Raw genomic sequence first — 18,459 nt, 5'->3', positions numbered from 1 at the left:
GCAGAAGCGAACTCCTCATCAGCGCGCGAGGCCACCTTGAAAAATCTGCTGACCGACATCGCCGGCGTCCGCGTCGGCCATGCCGAGGATGCCAAAGTCGCCTCCGGCACGACCGCGATCATTTTCGATTCCCCCGCGGTCGCGGCGATCGACGTCCGCGGTGGCGGCCCCGGCACGCGCGAGGACGCACTGCTCGATCTCGCCAATACCGTCGAACGCGTCGACGCGATCGCGCTGTCGGGCGGCTCCGCCTTCGGCCTCGATACCGGCGGCGGCGTGCAGGCCTGGCTCGCCGAGCAGGGCCGCGGTCACCGGGTTCGCGAAGCCCTGATCCCGATCGTGCCGGGCGCGATCCTGTTCGATCTCCTCAACGGCGGCGACAAGGCCTGGGGACGCTTCTCGCCCTATCGCGACCTCGGCTACGCCGCGGCAGCCGCCGCCGGCACGGACTTCGCGATCGGCAGCGTCGGCGCGGGCGTAGGTGCCACCACCGCAACGTTCAAGGGCGGGCTCGGCTCAGCCTCGGCGGTGACGCCTGATGGCGTCAAGGTCGCGGCGATCGTCGCCGTCAACGCGGTGGGCAGTGTCACCGTCGGCAACGGGCCGTGGTTCTGGGCGGCGCCGTTCGAGGTGGACGGCGAATACGGCGGACGCGGCCTGCCCGACAAGTTCACCGACGACATGCTCCGCATGCGCATCAAGGGCGGTCCCGCCGCGAGCGCGCGCGAAAATACCACCATCGGGGCCGTCGTCACCGACGCGGTGCTGACCAAGCCCCAGGCCAAGCGGCTGGCGATGATCGCCCACACCGGCTTCGCCCGCGCCATCTATCCGGTGCATGCACCGACCGACGGCGACGTGCTGTACGCGGCTGCGACCTGCGAGAAGTCGATCGAGCCGCTGGTCGGCCTCACCGAGCTCGGCACCGTCGCCGCCAACGTGGTCGCGCGCGCAATCGCACGCGGCGTGTATTGCGCAACCGCGCTGCCGTTCGGCGGCGCGCAGCCGGCATGGCGGGACCGGTTTGGTGGGTAGTTGAACGCCCGTCACATCAGGTGTCATCGTCCGGCGAAGACCGGGCGATCCAGTATTCCAGAGACGGTTGTGATTGAACCGAAAGGCCGCGGCGTACTGGATGCCCCGCTTTCGCGGGGCATGACAGCGCAATTTGGCGAGAGAGCGTTCTTGGCTCACACGCTCATCGACATCGACGAGCCGGCGGTCGCTGAGGCGCCTTGCCCCTGCCCGCCTTGCCGCTGCATCAACTGCGCGAACAGATCGTAAGCCGAATTAGGGGAGCTGGAGGCGCCCGGGACCGTCGTCGACATCTTGAAGCCGTCGGCATAGGTGACGGTGGTGGTGGTCGAGCCGTCGGCGGCGGTCGTCGTGGTCGAGGTCGATCCGCCGCTCGGCTTCGAGGAGGAATCCGATCCCTCGCCGGAGCCGCTGGCACCGTGGGCATGGCCGCGATGGCCGCTCTTCAGCGCCTTCGACATCTCGTCGAGGTTGACACTGCCGTCGGAATTCGAATCCAGCTTCGAGAACACGTCATCGGCCTGCGCCAGATTGGTGCCGCCGGCTCCCAGCGCTTTCTCGAATTCGGACTTGGTGATCTTGCCGTCGCCGTCCGCATCGATCTGCGAGAACAGGTCCTTCAGCGCAGCGTCCCGGCGGGTCGAGGACGACGAGTTCGACGAGGTCGAGGTCGTCGCGCTGCTGGTGCCGTCCGACGATTGGCTTTGCGCGGCGATCAGCGCGCTCATCGTCTCCGGCGCGATCTGCGAGCAATTGCCCGAGTTGGCCGACGAGGTCGCGCCGCTGCTCGTGCTGTTGCTGCCGCTGTCGATCGCGAACGGATTGGTCGGCGCGCTTTGCGATGATCCCGTCTTCTGCGTCGACGACGACGATTTCGGGTTCGTCAGCGACTGGATCGCGTCAAGCGCCGTCGAGACGGCGCCAAGAGCAAACAGCATTGCACAACTCCAACCGATGCGGCATGCCGCGGTCAATGTTCCGGGGAGGAAGTCAGCAAGCGCCGTGCCAGCGCGAAAAGCTCAATGAATTCCGCTTCCAGCGCACCTGGCGCGGCCCGGCGATATCGGCAATTCGTGCCGCAGACGGCAGAAATTTCCGCCCACAGGCAGCGCGCCTGTCCTGCATTGCCCGCCACGAAGGCCCATGTTAGGCGAGGCCCATTCCTCTTCCGGCCGCCACGGGAAACAGCGCCATGACCCAAGCCTTCACCCCCCGCCCCCTGGCAATCGCCCCCTCGATCCTGGCCTCGGATTTCTCCAGGCTCGGCGAAGAGGTGCGCGCGGTGGACGCCGCCGGCGCCGACTGGATCCATCTCGACGTGATGGACGGGCACTTCGTCCCGAACATTTCCTATGGCCCCGACGTCATCAAGGCGATGCGCCCGCACACCAAGAAGGTGTTCGACGCGCACCTGATGATCTCGCCCTGCGATCCCTACCTCGAGGCCTTCGCCAAAGCCGGCTGCGACCACATCACGGTCCATGCGGAAGCAGGTCCCCATCTGCACCGCTCGCTCCAGGCGATCCGCGCGCTCGGCAAGAAGGCGGGCGTCTCGCTCAATCCGGGCACGCCCATCGGCGTACTCGAATACGTCATCGACCTGGTCGATCTCGTGCTGGTGATGTCGGTCAATCCCGGCTTCGGCGGCCAGGCCTTCATTCCCTCCGCGATCGGCAAGATCCGCGACATCCGCGCGATGACGGCGGGCCGTCCGATCGACATCGAGGTCGACGGCGGGGTCGGTCCCGACGTCGCGGGCGCGCTCGCCGCGGCCGGCGCCAACGCCTTCGTCGCCGGCACCTCCGTGTTCAGGGGCGGCACGCAGGACGCCTACAGGACCAATATTGCCGCGATCCGCAATGCCGCCGCAGGCGCCCGCGGCGAAGCCATCTGAGCCGCATCGGACTCTGCACGAGCGGCGAAAACCTGCGGCTCTTACGGGTGCCGCAGCGCGCGATGCCTAAAATTGCAACTGCGACCCGTACTCATCCGGGCTTCACTGATTCGCGCAAATCACCGCTACTGGCTCCTGCCTGCTTTTGACGGGAGCACATCATGACGACGACCCTGGTTTGGACTGGCGTGGCGTTGTGGCTTGGTTTCAGTGCATTTGTGGTGTTTGGCCCAACGGTCGGACCGGAGAAGGTTGCGGCACGTTCCGCTCGCGTCCATCGCCTTCATCGCCGGGGCTGACGTCCATGCAGATCGCGGTCGTAAAATGTCAGCCGAAGCGCAGGTGCCGGATTCCGCGTCGCCCGCATCCGAGCCTCGATTATTTCTTCGGCCGCCTCGAGCGCGCCGACGGCGCCATGGATGACGATGCCGAGCTCGACAATTCGGAGCTCGACCATTCGTTGCCCTCGCAGCGCCGACACTGAGAACCTCCTTTCCGGATCAAATCCATGAAACCGCATTGCCCGAACTGCCTGAAGGAAATGACCAAGGCATCCGCGTCGCGTAACCTGTTCAATTGCGAGCCCTGCCGCGAGATCATCCAGTATTTCGGCGGCAGCGCGGATCACGGCGAGCCCGGTCCGCAATTCTCCTGGCCCATCCGCCGCAGGCGCACCGGCCATACCGCCCACGCGGCCTGATCTCTTCTCGGCGACGCCGGGCGCGCCTATCCCGCCGCCTCGCCGGCATCGGCCTCATCACCCGCCATTCGCGGCGGCCGCACCACGGTGACGGTGCAGGCCGCTTCCGCGGCCACCTTGGCCGAGACGCTGCCGAGCAGCGTGCGCCTGAATGAGCCCTGCCGCGCCCCGATGATGACGTGGTCGACGTGGTTGACCTCGGCGAATTCCAGGATCGCAGCGGCCGGATCGACCGCCTCCAGCACATGAGCCGACAGCCGGCTCTCGTCCAGCTTCAGCGGCGTGGCCCAATGCCGGAGCGCCACCAGCCGGTCGATATGCTTGTTGGAGCCCTGCTCGTCCAGCGTCCGGTCGATCGCGATGCGGTTGAGCTTCAGGACGTTGAGGCAGGCAAGCCGCGCCGAGGGCAGCGTGGCGAGAATGCGCTCGGTGGTGACGCGCAGCGCCTCGTTCAGCTCGGGCGCACCTTCCGCCGTGTCGAGCGCGACCGCGAGGATCGGGCTCGATGCGATCTGGGCTGCGACATCCGATTTCGCGCGCGGCTGCATGACGCCCTGGTTGAAGCGGCGCCGCCAGGCGACGCCGAGGGGGTCGCGCTTCATCCGTTCCGAGCGTGTCGTGAGCCTGACCTGGTCCGGATGGGTCAGATCGAAGGCGAGCTGGGACGCGGTCGGATAGCGCCGCACCGGCTCGATCTCGAGACAGCGCAACACCACCTCCTGGAGCCAAGGCGGGTAGTCGGCGCGCAGTGCGCGCGGCGGGTGCGGATCGCGCCACAGCCGGCGCCGCATCGCGCGCAGCGTCTCGCCCTCGCCGAACGGCCGCTCGCCGGTCGTGAAGAAATAGAGCAGCACGCCGAGCGAGAACAGGTCGCTGCGCGGATCGTCGCGCACGCCCAGGAGCCGCTCCGGCGCCATGTAGGGCGCGGTGCCGTAAGGCAGGCGGAACTCCTCCTGCAGGAGATCGGGCAGATGGTTGTGGTGCGACAGGCCGTAGTCGATCAGCACCGCCTCGCCGCTCTCGCGGAACATGATGCTGCTCGGCTTGATGTCGTGATGGATCACGTTCTGCCGATGCAGATCGGCGAGCGCGGTCGCGATCTTCGCGACCAGCAGCCGCGCCTCCTCGTATGGCAGCGGCAGGTCGGCCAGCCGCTTGTAGAGCGTGGTCCCGGGGATGCGCTCGATCACGACATAGGCCTGGTGGGCGAAATCGCCGGTGCCGAAACACGAGGGCACGTGCGGGCCCGCGAGCCGCGGCAGGATCATCATCTCCATCTCGAAGGAGACGATCGCGGCGGGGTCCTCACCCTCCGACACCCGCGGAATTTTCATCAGCAGCGGGACGTCGATGCCGGGATGGGTGACCGTCCACAGCGTCGCCATGCCGCCGGCATGGACGCATTCGCCGATGGTGTAGCCGTTGATCTCCGCGCCTGATTTGACCAGGGGTTTCGGCATCGGCCTCTAGCGTCCCTGCGACAGCCGGTCGGCGAGCCAGGGCGGCAGGCCGTTCTCGCGGATCTTGTTCGCCGCGCTCGCGATGTCATAGGGCACGCGGCAATAGGTGATCTGGCACGAGACCGTGTCGAACAGCACGAAGGATGCGGATGGATCGCTGTCGCGGGGCTGGCCGACCGAGCCGAGCACGGCGAGCCATTGCCGTCCGCGCAAAAGCTGCACCGGGACGTCGGTCTTCGGCACGAAGCTCGTCATCTTCGCCGTCACCGACATCGAATAGAGCGCCGGACGATGAATGTGACCACAGAACGTGACATGGGCGGGCGTCGCGATCAGGCTCTTGGCGGCATCCGCCGTCGAGCGGACGTAGTGCCAGCGCTGGGGACTGGAGGCTTCCGAATGCACGAACAGCCGGTCGCTGTCCGCCACCAGCATCGGCAATTCGGCCAGGAACCGGCGCTGCGCGGCATCAAGCCGGCCGCGGGTCCATTCGATCGCGATCTGCGCCTCGGCATTCATGGTCTCGGCCGAGGAATTGACCGCCTGGTCGTGATTGCCGCGCACGGCCACGGCGCCCCCGGCGACGAGCTCCATCGCGGTATCCACGACCCATTCCGGATCGGCGCCATAGCCGACGAAGTCGCCGAGCAGGATGAACCGCTCTGCGCCCTTCGCACGGGCAACCTTCAGGCAAGCCTCGAACGCCTGCCGGTTGCCGTGGATATCCGAAAAGACAGCGAGAAGCACGCACCCTCCACCCTCAGGTTCTTATCGAAAGCCGATAAGGCCAAATTGAGGGACGTCAAGAAGATGCGCCAGCGCGGGGCCGTTTTCCAGCGTGCCCCCGCCGCGATGGTCAAGGGTCTATTGCTCGTCCTTCGGCGGCATCCGGGGCGGCGGCAGCGGGGTGAATACCGCGCCCTGCGCACCGGCCGGCGGGGCGTTGAACTCGCCGGTCGAGGAATCGCCCCCGCTGGTCTCGAGGATGGTCTTGGGCGTCACATATTCCCGGACCATGTCGATCAAGCTGCCCTCGCCACCGCCGAAATCCGCGGCGCGGCCGCCCTGCGGATGCCCGGCCGCGATCTCGTTCTGCGCCGCGTGGGTCTTGTTGGCCAGCCGGTCGTCATAGGGCACGCGGAAGGCCCGGGGGATGCCGCTCGGACGATTGTCCTCGTCGAGCTGCTCGACCCAGAGATAGATCGAGCCTGGATCGCCCTCCAGCGAATGCGGCTCGACGATGCGGGCCTGTAGCAGCTTGAAGGCAGCAGGCAGCCGGTCGGCGCTGGCCCAGCCGAGCAGCCCGCGCATTTCGGTGAAGCTGACGACGTAGAAAGCGCTGGTCACGACCACCGCGACCGCCTTCAGCGCCCAGTGCAGCCGCGCATAGACCAGCACGACCAGCAGCAGCGCGCCGATGACGGCATAGGCGACCGACAGCGTGAGGATGACCGTCTGCAGGTTACTCACGGCGTATCCTCACACCGGTCTTCGCATCGACGTCGGCGCCGTTGCGCCAGCTGCTGCGGAACGTCTCCAGCAGCGATTTCGGCCGCTGGTCCACATTGACGACCTTGCCTTCCGCATCGAGCCGGAACCGCACCGCGGTCTTCTCGTCGCCGGTGTGGTCGAGCGTGAACTTGTTGTCGAAGATGACCTGCGCGGTCGGATTGAGCTTCTGCACCTTCACATTGGCCGTCACAGGCTGGCCGGTCGTGGCCACGAAGTGGGAGACGTTGACGGTGTATTCGCCGGCAACGATGCCGCGCACGGTGACGATCTCCTCGCGGATGGGCGAAGCGATCTTCTTGCCGTTGACGATGATGAAATCGTTGGCCCCGCCGCGATCGTCGCGGTCGAGCGTGAGGAAGCCGGCCTCGCGATGGCGATACCAGGCGATGTTGCCGGCCGGATCCTGCACGAACAGGTCGAGATCGTCAGGGTGATTGTCCGGCCAGTCCAGCGTGATCATGAACTCGGCCTTGGAGTCGATCTTGCCGTCCTTCGCATCTGGCGAGACCGCAAGCAGCGCCAGGAAGAACAGGAACGCGATCACCTGGAGCGCCTTGAACAGCATCACGCCCAGGGGATCGAACGGCTCCTCGCGCGGATAGAGACCGAAATCATCCATCATGACGGGATTCCGGCGCCCTTGCGTTCCAGCACCGGCGTCACGTACGTCTCGGTCAGCACCACCGCATCCGAGAACACCCGCTGGGTCGCGGCGTCCAGCATGTAGTACTGGATGCGGACCAGGATCGAGCCGACGAGGCCCGCCAGCGTCGTGTACATTGCAACCGCCATGCCGTCGCTCATCAGCCCCATCGAGGACCGCATCGCGACCTTGTCGGCGGCATCCAGCCCGGCGATCGGCGCCAGCATGATGATGAAGCCGATGATGGTACCGAGCAGGCCGAGCTTCATCAGCGTGTCCGAGACGAAGGCGCCGAAGCCGTTGGAGCCGCGCAGGCGGTCGGCCAGCGTCCGCAGCAGCAGCGTCTGGTCAACCGGCCGGTAATGCTGCGCGGCGGCCTTGGTGACCAGGCTGTCGATATGATCGCGCACCAGTCCGCGCGGCAGAGCCGTCGCGCTCGCATCGAGCAGCTTGCTGCCGCCGGGCGCCGCGAGCGCCGCCCTGCAGCGCCGCGCCGCCGCCCCCTCCCGCGCGATCGCCCGCGTGCGCAGGAAGCAATGGCCGCAGGTGAGGACATAGAGCAGCGCGATCACGCTGGAAATGTAGGTCCGGTCCGAGGTCAGCATCAGGTGGATCAGGCCGAAGCGCCACAACAGCACGACGGCGAAGATCGAAAGCCCGGTGAAGATCATCCAGAACAGGAGCGCGCTGCGCTCGGACGGGTCGGCAGCAGACCCTGCGATCGGTCCAATCGTCATCGAACTCATGCTGCACCGCTCCTGGCTTGCAGGGATTGTCCTGCAACGATTCCACCCCGATTAGATCAAAGCCGCCGCACGCGGTCCAAAGACCCATGCCCAATCCGGCTTGGGAAATTTGCCCGAGCTGCAATCCGGCCCAATCCCTGCGATTGGCAAGGCGCGGCGGCGTTGTTAGGCTGACCTTACCAAACTTTGGGGTGATCGCATGCGCCTCGTGCTTCAGCTTGTCGCCCGTCTGCTTCTCATTGTGGCGCTCTGCCTGGGCGCGGCGACCGTATGGGCCACGTTCGAGGCCTATCGCAGCGTCGACCGGGCGACTGCGGCCTCGGCGCAGCGGGTCGCGCAGACGCTTCAGGCGCTGTACTGGCACGAGCTGTTGTTGCGCAGCAGCAGGGCGCGCGAGCACCTGCTGCCGGTTCCGGAATGGCGCACGCTGGACACGATGAAGCTGATCTCGCCCGGCGTCTGCGTCGAGTTCCAGCCCGCCGTGGCATTCGAAAAGCCGCTGTGCGGCCAGAGCGAGGGGCTGGGCAAGACGCCGCCGCGCTGGTTCGCGTCGATCGTGCCGACCTTCCTCGGCAGCCACGCCGAGGTGGTGCGGCCGGTCAGTCCGCGCGCCGCGGCCGCCGGCACGGTGGTTGCGACGCCCGATGCCGCGGCCGCGATCTCGCTCGCCTGGGAATACATCCTCAACGTCATCGACGTCGCGCTGCTGATGGCGGCGGCGATTGCGCTGCTGGCGTCGCTTGCGATCGCGCATACGCTGGCGCCGGCACGCGCGATCGTCACCGCGCTCCAGCGCATGGCGCGCGGCCATTATCGCACCAAACTGCCGCGCTTCCGCTCGATGGAGCTTGCAATGATCGGGGGCGCCGTCGGCGAGCTCGGCACCCGGCTGGAAGAAGCCACCGAACAGCGCGCGGCGCTGACGCGGCGGCTGATCGAGATCCGCGACGACGAACGCCGCGCCCTCGCCCGCGAGCTGCACGACGAATTCGGGCAAAACCTCGCGGCCATCCTCGCTTTCGCCGACACCATCGAGACGGCGAGCGCGAAGCAGAACAGGGAAGACGGCATCGCGCAGGACGCAAGGATGATCTCGCAGGCGACCCATCATCTGATGGCCTCACTGCGCGATGCGCTGAAGCGGCTGCGCAATCCCCTGCCCGAGGAGCTCGGGCTGGAGGCGAGCCTCGTCAATCTCGTCGACAGCTGGCGCTCGCAGAGCGCGGCGCGGCCGACCATCCAGCTCGATCTCAGGGGCGATCTCACCGACATCAGCGGCCCGGCCGCCACCACCGCCTATCGCGTCGCCCAGGAATGCCTGACCAATGCGCTGCGCCACGGCGCGGCACGCGAGATATCGTTGCGCGTCGAGCGGCGCGCCGGCGAGGACGACGCGCTGCTGATCCGGGTCGAGGACGACGGCGGCGGCGATGCGGAACGCGTGGCGCGGTCGGCGGGCTTCGGCCTCACCGGCATCCGCGAGCGCGTCGCAGCCGCCGGCGGGTCGCTGTCGATCCTGCCGGCCAGAGGCGGCCTCAGCGTCGCCGCCACCATTCCGCTCGCCGCGTGAGGCCGAGATGAGCGAGGTTGCGGCAACAGGCATCTCCGTGCTGCTGGTCGACGACCATCCCATCGTTCGGCAAGGCTACCGGCGCGTGCTGGAAAGCCAGGGTGACCTCCATGTCGTGGCGGAAGCCGACAACGCCGCGGATGCCTACGGCGCCTTCAAGGCGCACGACCCTGATGTCGTCGTGCTCGATATCTCGATGCCCGGTGCCAGCGGGCTGGAGGCGATCCGCAACATCCGCGCCCGCAGCCCGCGGGCGCGGATCCTCGTCTTCACCATGCACAACGAAGCCGTGCTGGTGAAGGCCGCCTTCAGCGCCGGCGCCTCCGGCTTCGTCACCAAGAGCAGCGAGCCGTCCGCGGTCGTGAATGCAATCCGCAGCGTCGCCCGCGGCGAGCGCGCCATGAGTGACGACATCGCGCATATCCTGGCCGACGACAGCCTGTCGCCGACCGGCTCAGTGCTGGACCAACTGGGCGAACGCGAGATCGAGATCCTGCGCCAGTTCGCCGGCGGCGCCACCACCGAGCAGATCGCGACGCATCTCAATCTCAGCGTCAAGACGGTGCAGAATTATCACTATCTGATCAAGACCAAGACCGGCGCGCGCACCGATGCACAGCTCGTGCGGCTGGCGGCGAGTTGCGGGCTGACGAAGATCTAGCAGCGGGGCTGCCGGATTCCTCAAGCGACGTGTTGTTCTTGAATCTGCTGAGCGGGATGGAACGGAGGCCATCCAGCTCCGGTTAGTAGTAGTGGAGGAATCGCCATGAGTAAGGCTCATCACAAGGCAATCGACCATCCCCCGATCATCACCGTAGGCGAGCTTATCGACGAACTCTGCCGCTTGCCCGATACGGCCGTCGTCCACTTCCGCTGCCCCATGCTCGAACAGGAACTGACATTCTACCGGCTGCGAAAGCGGTCAAAGGATGTCGTCGAAATCGCGGTCAATGCATATCCGGAGAGCCCGCCGGTCGTTCCAGCAGCCAACGGCGCGCTTCACCCGCGCAGGCACGCAACTGCCTCGCCCTCCGTTCGCGAGGGCGCGCTTCTTCACAAGGCAAGAGGGTGAGTTAGGCGTCGCGGTCTATGCCGCCTTCAACCCGCGCAGCAGCAGCGCGAGCGTTGCATCGACGCGCGCGGGCAGATCGGCGTCCTTCCACTCGTCGGCATGGGCCGGATGGTGGAAGCGGACGGTGGCATCGAAGATCGCGCGCGCGGTGGCCTTGACGTCGTCCACAGCGAATACGCCCTGCTTCACGCCGTCGGTCAGGATCGCCGCGATCTGGTCGATCATGGTGTCCTTGTGACATTTGACGGCTGCGCAGGCCTCGCGCGCCAGCGTGAGATAGGTCTCGAACATCTCGGGATCGTCGAGCACACGCGAACGCTTGGCGGCGAACAGCGTGCGCAGCCAGCGGTCGAGCCGCACCGGCGCGGGCCCTTCCTCCCTGGCGATCTGGAGCAACGGCGCGTCGATCCGGTCAAGCCAGCGCTTGGCAACGGCCTCGCGCAGCGAGGCCTTGCTCGGGAAATGGCGATAGACGCTGCCGTGGCTCACATCGAGCGCACGGGCAACGTCGACCACGGTGGCCTTGGCAAGCCCGTAGCGCCTGAGCACGTCCTCGGTGACTTCGAGGATCCGCTCCGGCGTCAAGACAACGGCTTCATTCATGCCAGCACCATGTTCCCGCTCGGGGTTCATTTATCCGGCGATGGCGCTGCTTCCGAAGCGCCCTTGCCGGTCGTTCGGAATGCTCTCGCCTCAATGAGGCAGTTTTGCAGCCTGCGCCGCGATCTGGCGCGCCACCAGTAAATTGAGCCAATGCCCAATCGTCCCGGTCAAATTGATGATTTCGGTCGTCATTGTCGTAAGTCTCCATTCGTCCACGGTCCCCTCTCTTCAATTTCGTCCCTCGATCCGTATTTGTTTCGGACCTCGGGGCCTCCGGGGGTAGCCGCGGGACGCCCAATCGGAGCGTCCGGGAACGGATATACACGTCTCGCTGACAGATTTCAATATCTGTCAGTCAATGATCCGTGATTGACAGTTACTTTTTTTGCCCCCCGCCCGGCGGGCGGGTCCGGTGGTCATCCCCCGTTACCTTGCCTCCGCCGTTTGTTTCGCCCTCCCCGCTCTGTTAAATCACGGCGTAAAAAACATTTTGGCCGGTGCCGCCCCTCAGGGCCGCCCGCCCACCTTTGCTGGAGCCGTCAGATGATCCCCCGCTATACCCGTCCGGAAATGGCCTCGATCTGGGAGCCGCAGACCCGGTTCAAGATCTGGTTCGAGATCGAGGCTCATGCGGCGGACGCCCTGGCCGAGCTCGGGACCATCCCCAAGGAGGCGGCCAGGACGGTCTGGGCGAAGGCTGAGAACGCCACCTTCGACGTCGCCCGCATCGACGAGATCGAGCGCGAGACCAAGCACGACGTCATCGCCTTCCTCACCCACCTCGCCGAGATCGTCGGCCCGGAGGCGCGCTTCGTCCACCAGGGCATGACCTCTTCCGACGTGCTCGACACCTGCCTCAACGTCCAGCTCACCCGCGCCGCCGACCTGCTGCTCGCCGATCTCGACAAGGTGCTGGCGGCGCTGAAGAAGCGCGCCTTCGAGCACAAGACGACGCCGACCATCGGCCGCAGCCACGGCATCCATGCCGAGCCCGTGACCTTCGGCCTCAAGCTCGCCTATGCCTACGCCGAATTCTCGCGCGCCAAGGAACGCCTGATCGCGGCGCGGAAGGAGGTCGCGACCTGCGCTATCTCCGGTGCCGTCGGCACCTTCGCGCAGATCGATCCGCGGGTCGAAGAGCACGTTGCAAAAGCCATGGGTCTCGTGCCCGAGCCGATCTCGACCCAGGTGATCCCGCGCGACCGCCACGCGATGTATTTCTCGACCCTTGGCGTGATCGCCTCCTCGGTCGAGCGCATCGCGGTCGAGATCCGCCACATGCAGCGCACCGAGGTGCTGGAGGCCGAAGAGTTCTTCTCCGAGGGACAGAAGGGCTCTTCCGCCATGCCGCACAAGCGCAACCCGGTGCTGTCCGAAAACCTCACCGGCCTCTCCCGCATGGTGCGCGCCTATGTGACGCCGGCCTTGGAAAACGTCGTGCTCTGGCACGAGCGCGACATCTCACACTCCTCCGCCGAGCGCATGATGGGTCCGGACGCGACCGTGACGCTCGACTTCGCGCTGGTGCGCCTTGCCGGCCTGATCGACAAGCTGCTGGTCTATCCCGCCAACATGCAGAAGAATCTCGACCGCCTCGGCGGCCTCGTGCATTCGCAGCGCGTGCTCCTGGCGCTGACGCAGAAGGGCGCGAGCCGCGAGGACGCCTACAAGCTGGTGCAGCGCAACGCCATGCCGGTCTGGCGCGGCGAAGGCGACTTCCTCCAGCTCCTGAAGCAGGACGCCGAGGTGAAGAAATATCTCACCGACGCCGAGATCGAGGAACAGTTCGACCTCGGCTATCACCTCAAGCACGTCGACACGATCTTCAAGCGCGTGTTCGGCGAGAGCTGATTATTCTCGTCATTCCGGGGCACGCGAAGCGTGAACCCGGAATCTCGCGCGACGACATCCAGATTCCGGGTTCGATGCGACGCATCGCCCCGGGATGACGAGAGAACCCAAAAGAAACGGATCCCCCTCATGCCCATCGTCAACCGCATCGCCGCCCTCTCCGACGAAATGGCCGCCTGGCGCCATGACTTCCACGAGAACCCGGAGCTGCTCTACGAGGTCCACCGTACAGCCGGCATCGTCGCCGATCGCTTGCGCGAGTTCGGCTGCGACGAGGTGGTGACGGGCATCGGCCGCACCGGCGTCGTCGGCGTGATCCGCGGCCGCAAATCGGCCTCCGGCAAGACCATCGGCCTGCGCGCCGACATGGACGCGCTGCCGATCACGGAAACCTCGGGCGTGCCCTATGCCTCCAAGGTCCCCGGCAAGATGCACGCCTGCGGCCATGACGGTCACACCGCGATGCTGCTGGGCGCCGCAAAATATCTCGCCGAGACCCGCAATTTCGACGGCACCGCGATCGTGATCTTCCAGCCCGCCGAGGAAGGCGGCGGCGGCGGCAAGGCCATGGTCGAGGACGGCCTGATGACGCGCTGGAACATCCAGGAGGTCTACGGCATGCACAACATGCCGGGCCTGCCCGAAGGCCATTTCGCCACCACGCCCGGCGCGATGCTCGCCTCCTCCGACAACATCCAGATCACGGTCCATGGCAAGGGCGGTCACGCCGGCGCGGGTCCGCACAAATCGGTCGACAGCGTGCTGATCGGCTCGCAGATCGTCAATGCGCTGCAATCGATCGTCGCGCGCAACATCGATCCGCTCAAATCCGCCGTCATCTCGATCACGCAATTCCACTCCGGCACCGCCTTCAACATCATCCCGGAGGTCGCCGAGCTCGGCGGCACCGTGCGCACGCTCGATCCCGAGGTGCGCGATCTGGTCGAACGCCGCATCGGCGAGGTCGCAGAGAGCGTCGCGCGCGCCTATGGCGGCTCGGCGGAGACGAAATACACACGGATGTACCCGGTGACGATGAACCATGCGCGCGAGGCCGGGATTGCCGCCGACGTCGCCCGCGACATCGTCGGCGCCGAGCGCGTCAACGACAAGTTCATCCCGATGATGGGCGCCGAAGACTTCTCCTTCATGCTCGAAGCGCGTCCCGGCGCCATGGTGCTGGTCGGCATGGGCGACGGCAACGAATGCCACCACCCGTCCTATGTCTTCAACGACAACATCCTCGGCCACGGCGCCTCGTTCTGGGTGCGCTTGATCGAGACGAGGATGCCGGCGGGTTAGGGTCGGCTTCGAGCCTACATTCGCGCAAAGGACCAGGCTACGCGAAGCCCGTCATCGAGCCGCGGAGCGTCGCCCCGTTGCCTCATCCGCCTCCAGCAGGTGAGATGCGGTCTGGTCTGACGCGAGCGGCAGCGTGAACTGAAAGACGGCGCCCCGAGGCTCGTTTGCACCGGCCCACATCCGCCCGCCATGTGCCTCGATGATCGAGCGGCAGATGGCGAGACCCATCCCCATGCCCGTGGGCTTGGTGGTGTAGAAGGCTTCGAACAGGCGGTCCACGTTCTTCGGATCCAGCCCCGGACCGGAATCCCGCAAGGTGACGTGGACGCCGTCCGATCCATCCCGGCCGGTGCTGATCAGCAACTCCCGCCCCCCCTCGCCGACCGCGGCCATCGCCTCGATCGCGTTGACGATCAGGTTGAGAACCACTTGCTGAAGTTGAACCCGATCGGCCTGAATCGGCGGCAAGCCCTCGGCAAATTGCGTTCGTACCGACACGCCGTTCTTGAACGCTTCGCTGCGTGTCAGCGCGATGACCTCAAGCACCACCTGGTTGATCTCCAGATTCTCCTTTTGCGGGGGAGCGTTCCTGATCAGCGCCCGGATTCGACCGATGATATCGCCGGCTCGCATGCCGTCCTTTGTGATCCAGTCGAACGTCTGTCGAACCCGCTCCAGATTTGGGGGTTGAGCCTCCAACCAATTCACCCCGGCCTCGGCGTTCGCCACGATCGCGGCGATCGGCTGGTTGACTTCGTGGGCGATCGACGCGGTGAGTTGCCCCATCGTGGTGACGCGATTGGCGTGCGCGAGCTCCATCAGCGCTTCACGGTAGCGCCGCTCGTGTTCGCGGCCTTCGGCTTCCGCCCGCTTGAGGGCCGTCAGATCAAGGACAAAGCCGACGCCAGTATCCGTACCCTCTCCGAACATGGTCCCGCCGATCAGCACCGGAACACGGCTTCCGTCCTTGCGCACATACTCCTTCTCGAATGGCTGGGCCGTCCCGACCCGCTTCAGTTCCGCCACGGTATGCACGTCGCGGTCGCGCCATTCCGGCGGCGTGAGGTCGGTCCGGTTCAGGCGTCCTGCGATGAGATCTTCCCGGTCGTATCCCACGATGCGCAGGAAGGCATCGTTGGCCTCGAGAATGCGCCCCTCGACTTCCCAGATGATGATGCCGATGATGTTGGCGTCGAACAGGCGCCTGATCTTGATATCCCGTGCTGCAAGATCACTCTGGAGCTGGATATTCTCCTCGATCGCCTTTCTCCGCCGTTTCGCTTCGAGCCGCGCCAGCGCCAGCGCCGCTCCGGCCAGCGCGATGACGAGGACAACGGCGCCGGCGATCAGCCAGGTCCAGCGTTGCTCGAATGCTTCGGCGTGCGCCTCCCGGTCGGCGAGCCGAAAGCGTTCGTGATCCACCATCTGGTCGATTTGCGAGCGGATCTCGTCCATGCTGCGGATCATCGCCAGCGCGGCCAGCCCGGATGTGCCGGCCGTCTTCAGCAGTTCGTCGATCTCGCGCAGCGTGGCTGTAACGGTCAGCGCCAGATGTCCGGCGCGAAGGCCCTGCAACGGATCGTCCGCGACCAACACCTGCAGCGCCTGAGCCTCCCGCCGTACACTTTCGTCAGAGACGCCGTAGGCCTTGAGATAGGTGGGGTCGAGGGTCATGAGATACCCGCGCCTTTCAGTCTCCAGTTCCGCGACGATCGCCCGCAGCCGATCGAGCGTTTCGAGGACCTGGCGGCTGTGTTCGATGAAGTGATGAGCTGCCTGCCGCTCCTGCCAATATTGCAGGCCGAGGAAGCTGGTCGCGGCAAACAGGGTCACAAGCACTGCGACCGCAAGGATCAGCGGACGAGCTAACCATCGCAGAGGCAGGGCCCGAACAGGAACGGACATTGGCCGTGGGTCTTCGATGCTCGAGTGACCGCGCGTGTTCTGGTGCCGACGCCAGAGCATGACAGGACAATAGCACGGATAGGGAGGTCGGGAACCCGACATTCATCGGATACGCCCGGCGTAAGGGCCGTGATGTCGCAGGGCTGCGGCCCCGTGCGTGTGCTATGAATGAATGCCCTTGGTTGCTTCAAGGAGCATCATCATGGCACGGGGTGAACACTCATTGAGCCATCCGGCGAGCCGGCGCAGTTTCATCAAGGGACTGGGGGCGGCTGGCGCGGGCCTGACCGCGCTGCCGCGCTGGAGCTTTGCCGAGGATACCGCTGCAGCTTACGCCAACGCCGCGATCGACTGGAAGCAATTTACGGGACAGACGATCGCGCTTTCGGGCGCGATCCATCCGTGGTCGAACGCGATCACGCCGCTGTTGCCGGAGTTCACCATACTCACCGGCATCAACGTCACCATCGATTTCCAGCTGGAAACCGCCTTCCTCGGCGCGCTGCCGGTCAGGCTCGCTCGCGGCAGCAGCACGCCCGACGTCTTCATGTTCACGACCTATGGCCAGGGCATCTCGAACGGATGGGTGGAGCCACTGAACGGCTATTATTCCCTGAGGTCGCTGACCGACCCCGCCTGGTATGACGAGAGCGACCTGCTCAAGACGGCCCGAGCCTTCCCGCTGTGGTCGGACGGCGAACGGTACGCCGTCCCGATTACCTCAGAGGCAATGACCCTGTTCATCAACAACGATGCGCTGGCAGCCAAGGGCCTGCCGATTCCCCAGACTTTCGAGGAGCTGCTCGTCACCGCCAAGGCGGTCAAGACCAACGGGATGTCGGGGATCGCGATGCGGGCCCAGGCCAGCGGCAATTCCTCCCCGCCAGCCATGGGCTTCCTGTTCTCCTACGGTGGGGCCATGGTCGAGCACAACAGGGTCGCTTTCGCGAGCCCGGAGGGGATCGCGGCCATCGAGATGTACGGACAGGTGCTCGGTCAGGCCGGGCCTGCTGGCGTCGGCAGCTACGAATGGTACCACGTGCTGGACGACTTCCTGCAGGGGCGGACGGCCATGGCAATCGACAGCAGCAACTTCGCGACCGACATCTCCAATCCCGCGAAAAGCCGTGTCGCCAAGCAGGCTGGGTTTGCAACCTTTCCGCATCTCGCCGGTCGCGGACCCGTCCCCTTCATGTCGCACTGGCAGGCGTGCATCAATTCCAAATCTCGAAACAAGCGGGCGGCTTTCCTGTTCCTGCTCTGGGCGACGAGCAAGGCGACCTCGCTGCGGACCGCTGCAGCGGGGCTGGCGACGACACGCGTGTCGGCCTGGTCGAGCGAGGGCTTCAAGAAGGCGTTCGGCCCGCAGGCAGCCGAGGCGGCGCTGACAAACTTGCAGAATGCCGACGTCGACCGCGCCAAGGCAGTTCTTTTCCATCCGCAATCGAGACTGATCCTGGACGCCTTCATGATCGGCGTGAACGAAGTGGTCAACGGTGCGAGGCCGGCGAAGGAAGCGATGACGGGCGCGGCCGAGAGGGCCAATGCGGCGATCCGCGGGTAGCCAGCTCATCCCTGATATTGCACCTGATATTGCAGCACGTGCAGGCCGGCGTTCCAGTCGGACACGAACATCAGCCGTCGGGCCGGACATAGGCGTCGCAGGTCTTGGCTGCGAGCCCGATGTTCGGGCGCGGGTCGACGAGCTTTTTCGGTACCGGCGGCACCCAATAAGCGACCTCCTTCGGTGCGAAGGCGTCCCTGATGTCGAACACCCTCACGCCGGCATTGTTGTAGGTCGCGAAAATCGTCTCCTCGCTCTGGAACCAGCCCGGGCGGTTCTCGTGCAGATTATGCGGGCCGAAGGTGCCGTTCGTGCAGAAATCACGGTCGCGCGGGGTCGGCAGGGTTGCGATCGGCACCGGATTCTCCGGCGCGCGCACGTCGACAACGAATGTGTGGAACAGGCCTTTGGCGCATTTCTCCGCATTCGGTCGGGCCGGCCGCCGATGTCGCTGTAGGAGATGTGCTGGATGTCCTTGCCGATACCTTCGGGCGGAATCTCCGCCTCTGAATGCGGACCTCGACCACCCGGACAGCGCGGCGGATCCGAACACGCCCGACAATTGCTGAAGGTGACGGCGGAATGCTCGCGTGCGGCGAGGC

At 65.8% G+C, this 18,459-nt stretch carries 18 protein-coding genes and 1 pseudogene; 10 read left to right on the top strand and 9 right to left on the bottom strand.

The window, feature by feature from the left end; genetic code table 11:
• The first annotated feature begins 36 nt into the window (after window positions 1-36).
• Complete coding sequence (locus tag WN73_RS23715; protein WP_028173400.1) at window positions 37-1,035, top strand: P1 family peptidase; 999 nt, start codon at window positions 37-39, stop codon at window positions 1,033-1,035.
• A gap of 155 nt (window positions 1,036-1,190) precedes the next feature.
• On the opposite strand, the gene WN73_RS23710 is transcribed toward WN73_RS23715, so the two are convergent.
• Window positions 1,191-1,973 (bottom strand): EF-hand domain-containing protein, encoded by a 783-nt coding sequence (locus tag WN73_RS23710; protein ID WP_011088425.1) that lies wholly within the window; start codon window positions 1,971-1,973, stop codon window positions 1,191-1,193.
• Between the two features lie 254 nt (window positions 1,974-2,227).
• Here WN73_RS23710 and rpe point away from each other — a divergent pair, with 254 nt between their 5' ends.
• The 3 genes from rpe (at window position 2,228) to WN73_RS23695 (ending at window position 3,629) form a co-directional block, all read left to right on the top strand.
• Window positions 2,228-2,929 (top strand): ribulose-phosphate 3-epimerase, encoded by a 702-nt coding sequence (rpe, locus tag WN73_RS23705; protein ID WP_011088426.1) that lies wholly within the window; start codon window positions 2,228-2,230, stop codon window positions 2,927-2,929.
• Window positions 2,930-3,233: 304 nt separating this feature from the next.
• Window positions 3,234-3,413 carry a hypothetical protein gene (locus tag WN73_RS23700; protein WP_028173399.1) on the top strand — a complete coding sequence of 60 codons (180 nt, stop codon included), beginning with the start codon at window positions 3,234-3,236 and terminating at the stop codon, window positions 3,411-3,413.
• A gap of 24 nt (window positions 3,414-3,437) precedes the next feature.
• A complete protein-coding gene (locus tag WN73_RS23695) occupies window positions 3,438-3,629 on the top strand; it encodes a hypothetical protein (RefSeq protein ID WP_028173398.1) in 192 nt (63 codons plus the stop codon).
• A 26-nt stretch (window positions 3,630-3,655) separates the two neighbouring features.
• Here WN73_RS23695 and WN73_RS23690 read toward each other — a convergent pair whose 3' ends face one another.
• The 5 genes from WN73_RS23690 to WN73_RS23670 all read right to left on the bottom strand — a co-directional run bounded on the left by WN73_RS23690 (window position 3,656) and on the right by WN73_RS23670 (window position 7,990).
• The gene (locus WN73_RS23690) at window positions 3,656-5,089 is read right to left on the bottom strand and encodes a serine/threonine protein kinase (RefSeq protein ID WP_028173397.1); all 1,434 of its coding nucleotides are present in this window, start codon (window positions 5,087-5,089) and stop codon (window positions 3,656-3,658) included.
• A gap of 6 nt (window positions 5,090-5,095) precedes the next feature.
• Window positions 5,096-5,836: a metallophosphoesterase family protein gene (locus WN73_RS23685; RefSeq protein ID WP_011088429.1), complete on the bottom strand. Its 741-nt coding sequence runs from the start codon at window positions 5,834-5,836 to the stop codon at window positions 5,096-5,098.
• Between the two features lie 117 nt (window positions 5,837-5,953).
• Window positions 5,954-6,559: a hypothetical protein gene (locus tag WN73_RS23680; protein WP_028173396.1), complete on the bottom strand. Its 606-nt coding sequence runs from the start codon at window positions 6,557-6,559 to the stop codon at window positions 5,954-5,956.
• Entirely contained in the window at window positions 6,552-7,223 is a 672-nt protein-coding gene (locus WN73_RS23675) for a hypothetical protein (protein WP_271555097.1), read from the bottom strand. The genes WN73_RS23680 and WN73_RS23675 overlap by 8 nt, the downstream gene beginning before the upstream one ends.
• Window positions 7,220-7,990 (bottom strand): MotA/TolQ/ExbB proton channel family protein, encoded by a 771-nt coding sequence (locus WN73_RS23670; RefSeq protein WP_271555095.1) that lies wholly within the window; start codon window positions 7,988-7,990, stop codon window positions 7,220-7,222. Before WN73_RS23670 ends, WN73_RS23675 begins: the two co-directional genes overlap by 4 nt.
• Before the next feature lie 199 nt (window positions 7,991-8,189).
• On the opposite strand from WN73_RS23670, the gene WN73_RS23665 reads away from it, so the two are divergent.
• The 3 genes from WN73_RS23665 (at window position 8,190) to WN73_RS23655 (ending at window position 10,632) form a co-directional block, all read left to right on the top strand.
• Window positions 8,190-9,560, top strand: coding sequence for a sensor histidine kinase (locus WN73_RS23665; RefSeq protein ID WP_028173395.1), 1,371 nt, complete (start codon window positions 8,190-8,192; stop codon window positions 9,558-9,560).
• A gap of 7 nt (window positions 9,561-9,567) precedes the next feature.
• Entirely contained in the window at window positions 9,568-10,221 is a 654-nt protein-coding gene (locus tag WN73_RS23660) for a response regulator (RefSeq protein ID WP_011088434.1), read from the top strand.
• Window positions 10,222-10,326: 105 nt separating this feature from the next.
• A complete protein-coding gene (locus WN73_RS23655; protein WP_028173394.1) occupies window positions 10,327-10,632 on the top strand; it encodes a hypothetical protein in 306 nt (101 codons plus the stop codon).
• A 15-nt stretch (window positions 10,633-10,647) separates the two neighbouring features.
• Here WN73_RS23655 and WN73_RS23650 read toward each other — a convergent pair whose 3' ends face one another.
• Window positions 10,648-11,235, bottom strand: coding sequence for a TetR family transcriptional regulator (locus WN73_RS23650; RefSeq protein ID WP_028173393.1), 588 nt, complete (start codon window positions 11,233-11,235; stop codon window positions 10,648-10,650).
• Between the two features lie 543 nt (window positions 11,236-11,778).
• Here WN73_RS23650 and purB point away from each other — a divergent pair.
• The gene (purB, locus tag WN73_RS23645; protein WP_271555093.1) at window positions 11,779-13,086 is read left to right on the top strand and encodes an adenylosuccinate lyase; all 1,308 of its coding nucleotides are present in this window, start codon (window positions 11,779-11,781) and stop codon (window positions 13,084-13,086) included.
• A 129-nt stretch (window positions 13,087-13,215) separates the two neighbouring features.
• Window positions 13,216-14,388, top strand: coding sequence for a M20 aminoacylase family protein (locus tag WN73_RS23640; RefSeq protein ID WP_011088437.1), 1,173 nt, complete (start codon window positions 13,216-13,218; stop codon window positions 14,386-14,388).
• 51 nt (window positions 14,389-14,439) lie between these two features.
• On the opposite strand, the gene WN73_RS23635 is transcribed toward WN73_RS23640, so the two are convergent.
• Window positions 14,440-16,293, bottom strand: a complete 1,854-nt coding sequence (locus WN73_RS23635) for an ATP-binding protein (protein WP_333937986.1) — start codon at window positions 16,291-16,293, stop codon at window positions 14,440-14,442.
• A gap of 202 nt (window positions 16,294-16,495) precedes the next feature.
• Between WN73_RS23635 and WN73_RS23625 the strand changes: the two genes are divergently transcribed.
• A complete protein-coding gene (locus WN73_RS23625; protein ID WP_271555092.1) occupies window positions 16,496-17,857 on the top strand; it encodes an ABC transporter substrate-binding protein in 1,362 nt (453 codons plus the stop codon).
• A gap of 5 nt (window positions 17,858-17,862) precedes the next feature.
• Here the strand turns inward: WN73_RS23625 and WN73_RS23620 are convergent.
• A pseudogene (locus tag WN73_RS23620) lies at window positions 17,863-18,284 on the bottom strand (LVIVD repeat-containing protein); the annotation flags it as partial.
• Between the last annotated feature and the right edge of the window lie 175 nt (window positions 18,285-18,459).

Origin of the sequence: Bradyrhizobium sp. CCBAU 45394, from assembly GCF_028128655.1 — a bacterium.
Taxonomy (GTDB): domain Bacteria; phylum Pseudomonadota; class Alphaproteobacteria; order Rhizobiales; family Xanthobacteraceae; genus Bradyrhizobium; species Bradyrhizobium diazoefficiens.
Note: the sequence above shows the minus strand (reverse complement) of the source record. Positions and strands in the feature narration are given on the sequence as shown.

Coding starts and splice junctions, on each gene's coding strand:
- WN73_RS23710 (WP_011088425.1), bottom strand. CDS start 1,973: ATGCTGTTTGCTCTTGGCGCCGTCTCGACGGCGCTTGACGCGATCCAG.
- rpe (WP_011088426.1), top strand. CDS start 2,228: ATGACCCAAGCCTTCACCCCCCGCCCCCTGGCAATCGCCCCCTCGATC.
- WN73_RS23700 (WP_028173399.1), top strand. CDS start 3,234: ATGCAGATCGCGGTCGTAAAATGTCAGCCGAAGCGCAGGTGCCGGATT.
- WN73_RS23695 (WP_028173398.1), top strand. CDS start 3,438: ATGAAACCGCATTGCCCGAACTGCCTGAAGGAAATGACCAAGGCATCC.
- WN73_RS23690 (WP_028173397.1), bottom strand. CDS start 5,089: ATGCCGAAACCCCTGGTCAAATCAGGCGCGGAGATCAACGGCTACACC.
- WN73_RS23675 (WP_271555097.1), bottom strand. CDS start 7,223: ATGATGGATGATTTCGGTCTCTATCCGCGCGAGGAGCCGTTCGATCCC.
- WN73_RS23670 (WP_271555095.1), bottom strand. CDS start 7,990: ATGAGTTCGATGACGATTGGACCGATCGCAGGGTCTGCTGCCGACCCG.
- WN73_RS23665 (WP_028173395.1), top strand. CDS start 8,190: ATGCGCCTCGTGCTTCAGCTTGTCGCCCGTCTGCTTCTCATTGTGGCG.
- WN73_RS23660 (WP_011088434.1), top strand. CDS start 9,568: ATGAGCGAGGTTGCGGCAACAGGCATCTCCGTGCTGCTGGTCGACGAC.
- WN73_RS23655 (WP_028173394.1), top strand. CDS start 10,327: ATGAGTAAGGCTCATCACAAGGCAATCGACCATCCCCCGATCATCACC.
- WN73_RS23650 (WP_028173393.1), bottom strand. CDS start 11,235: ATGAATGAAGCCGTTGTCTTGACGCCGGAGCGGATCCTCGAAGTCACC.
- purB (WP_271555093.1), top strand. CDS start 11,779: ATGATCCCCCGCTATACCCGTCCGGAAATGGCCTCGATCTGGGAGCCG.
- WN73_RS23640 (WP_011088437.1), top strand. CDS start 13,216: ATGCCCATCGTCAACCGCATCGCCGCCCTCTCCGACGAAATGGCCGCC.
- WN73_RS23635 (WP_333937986.1), bottom strand. CDS start 16,293: ATGTCCGTTCCTGTTCGGGCCCTGCCTCTGCGATGGTTAGCTCGTCCG.
- WN73_RS23625 (WP_271555092.1), top strand. CDS start 16,496: ATGGCACGGGGTGAACACTCATTGAGCCATCCGGCGAGCCGGCGCAGT.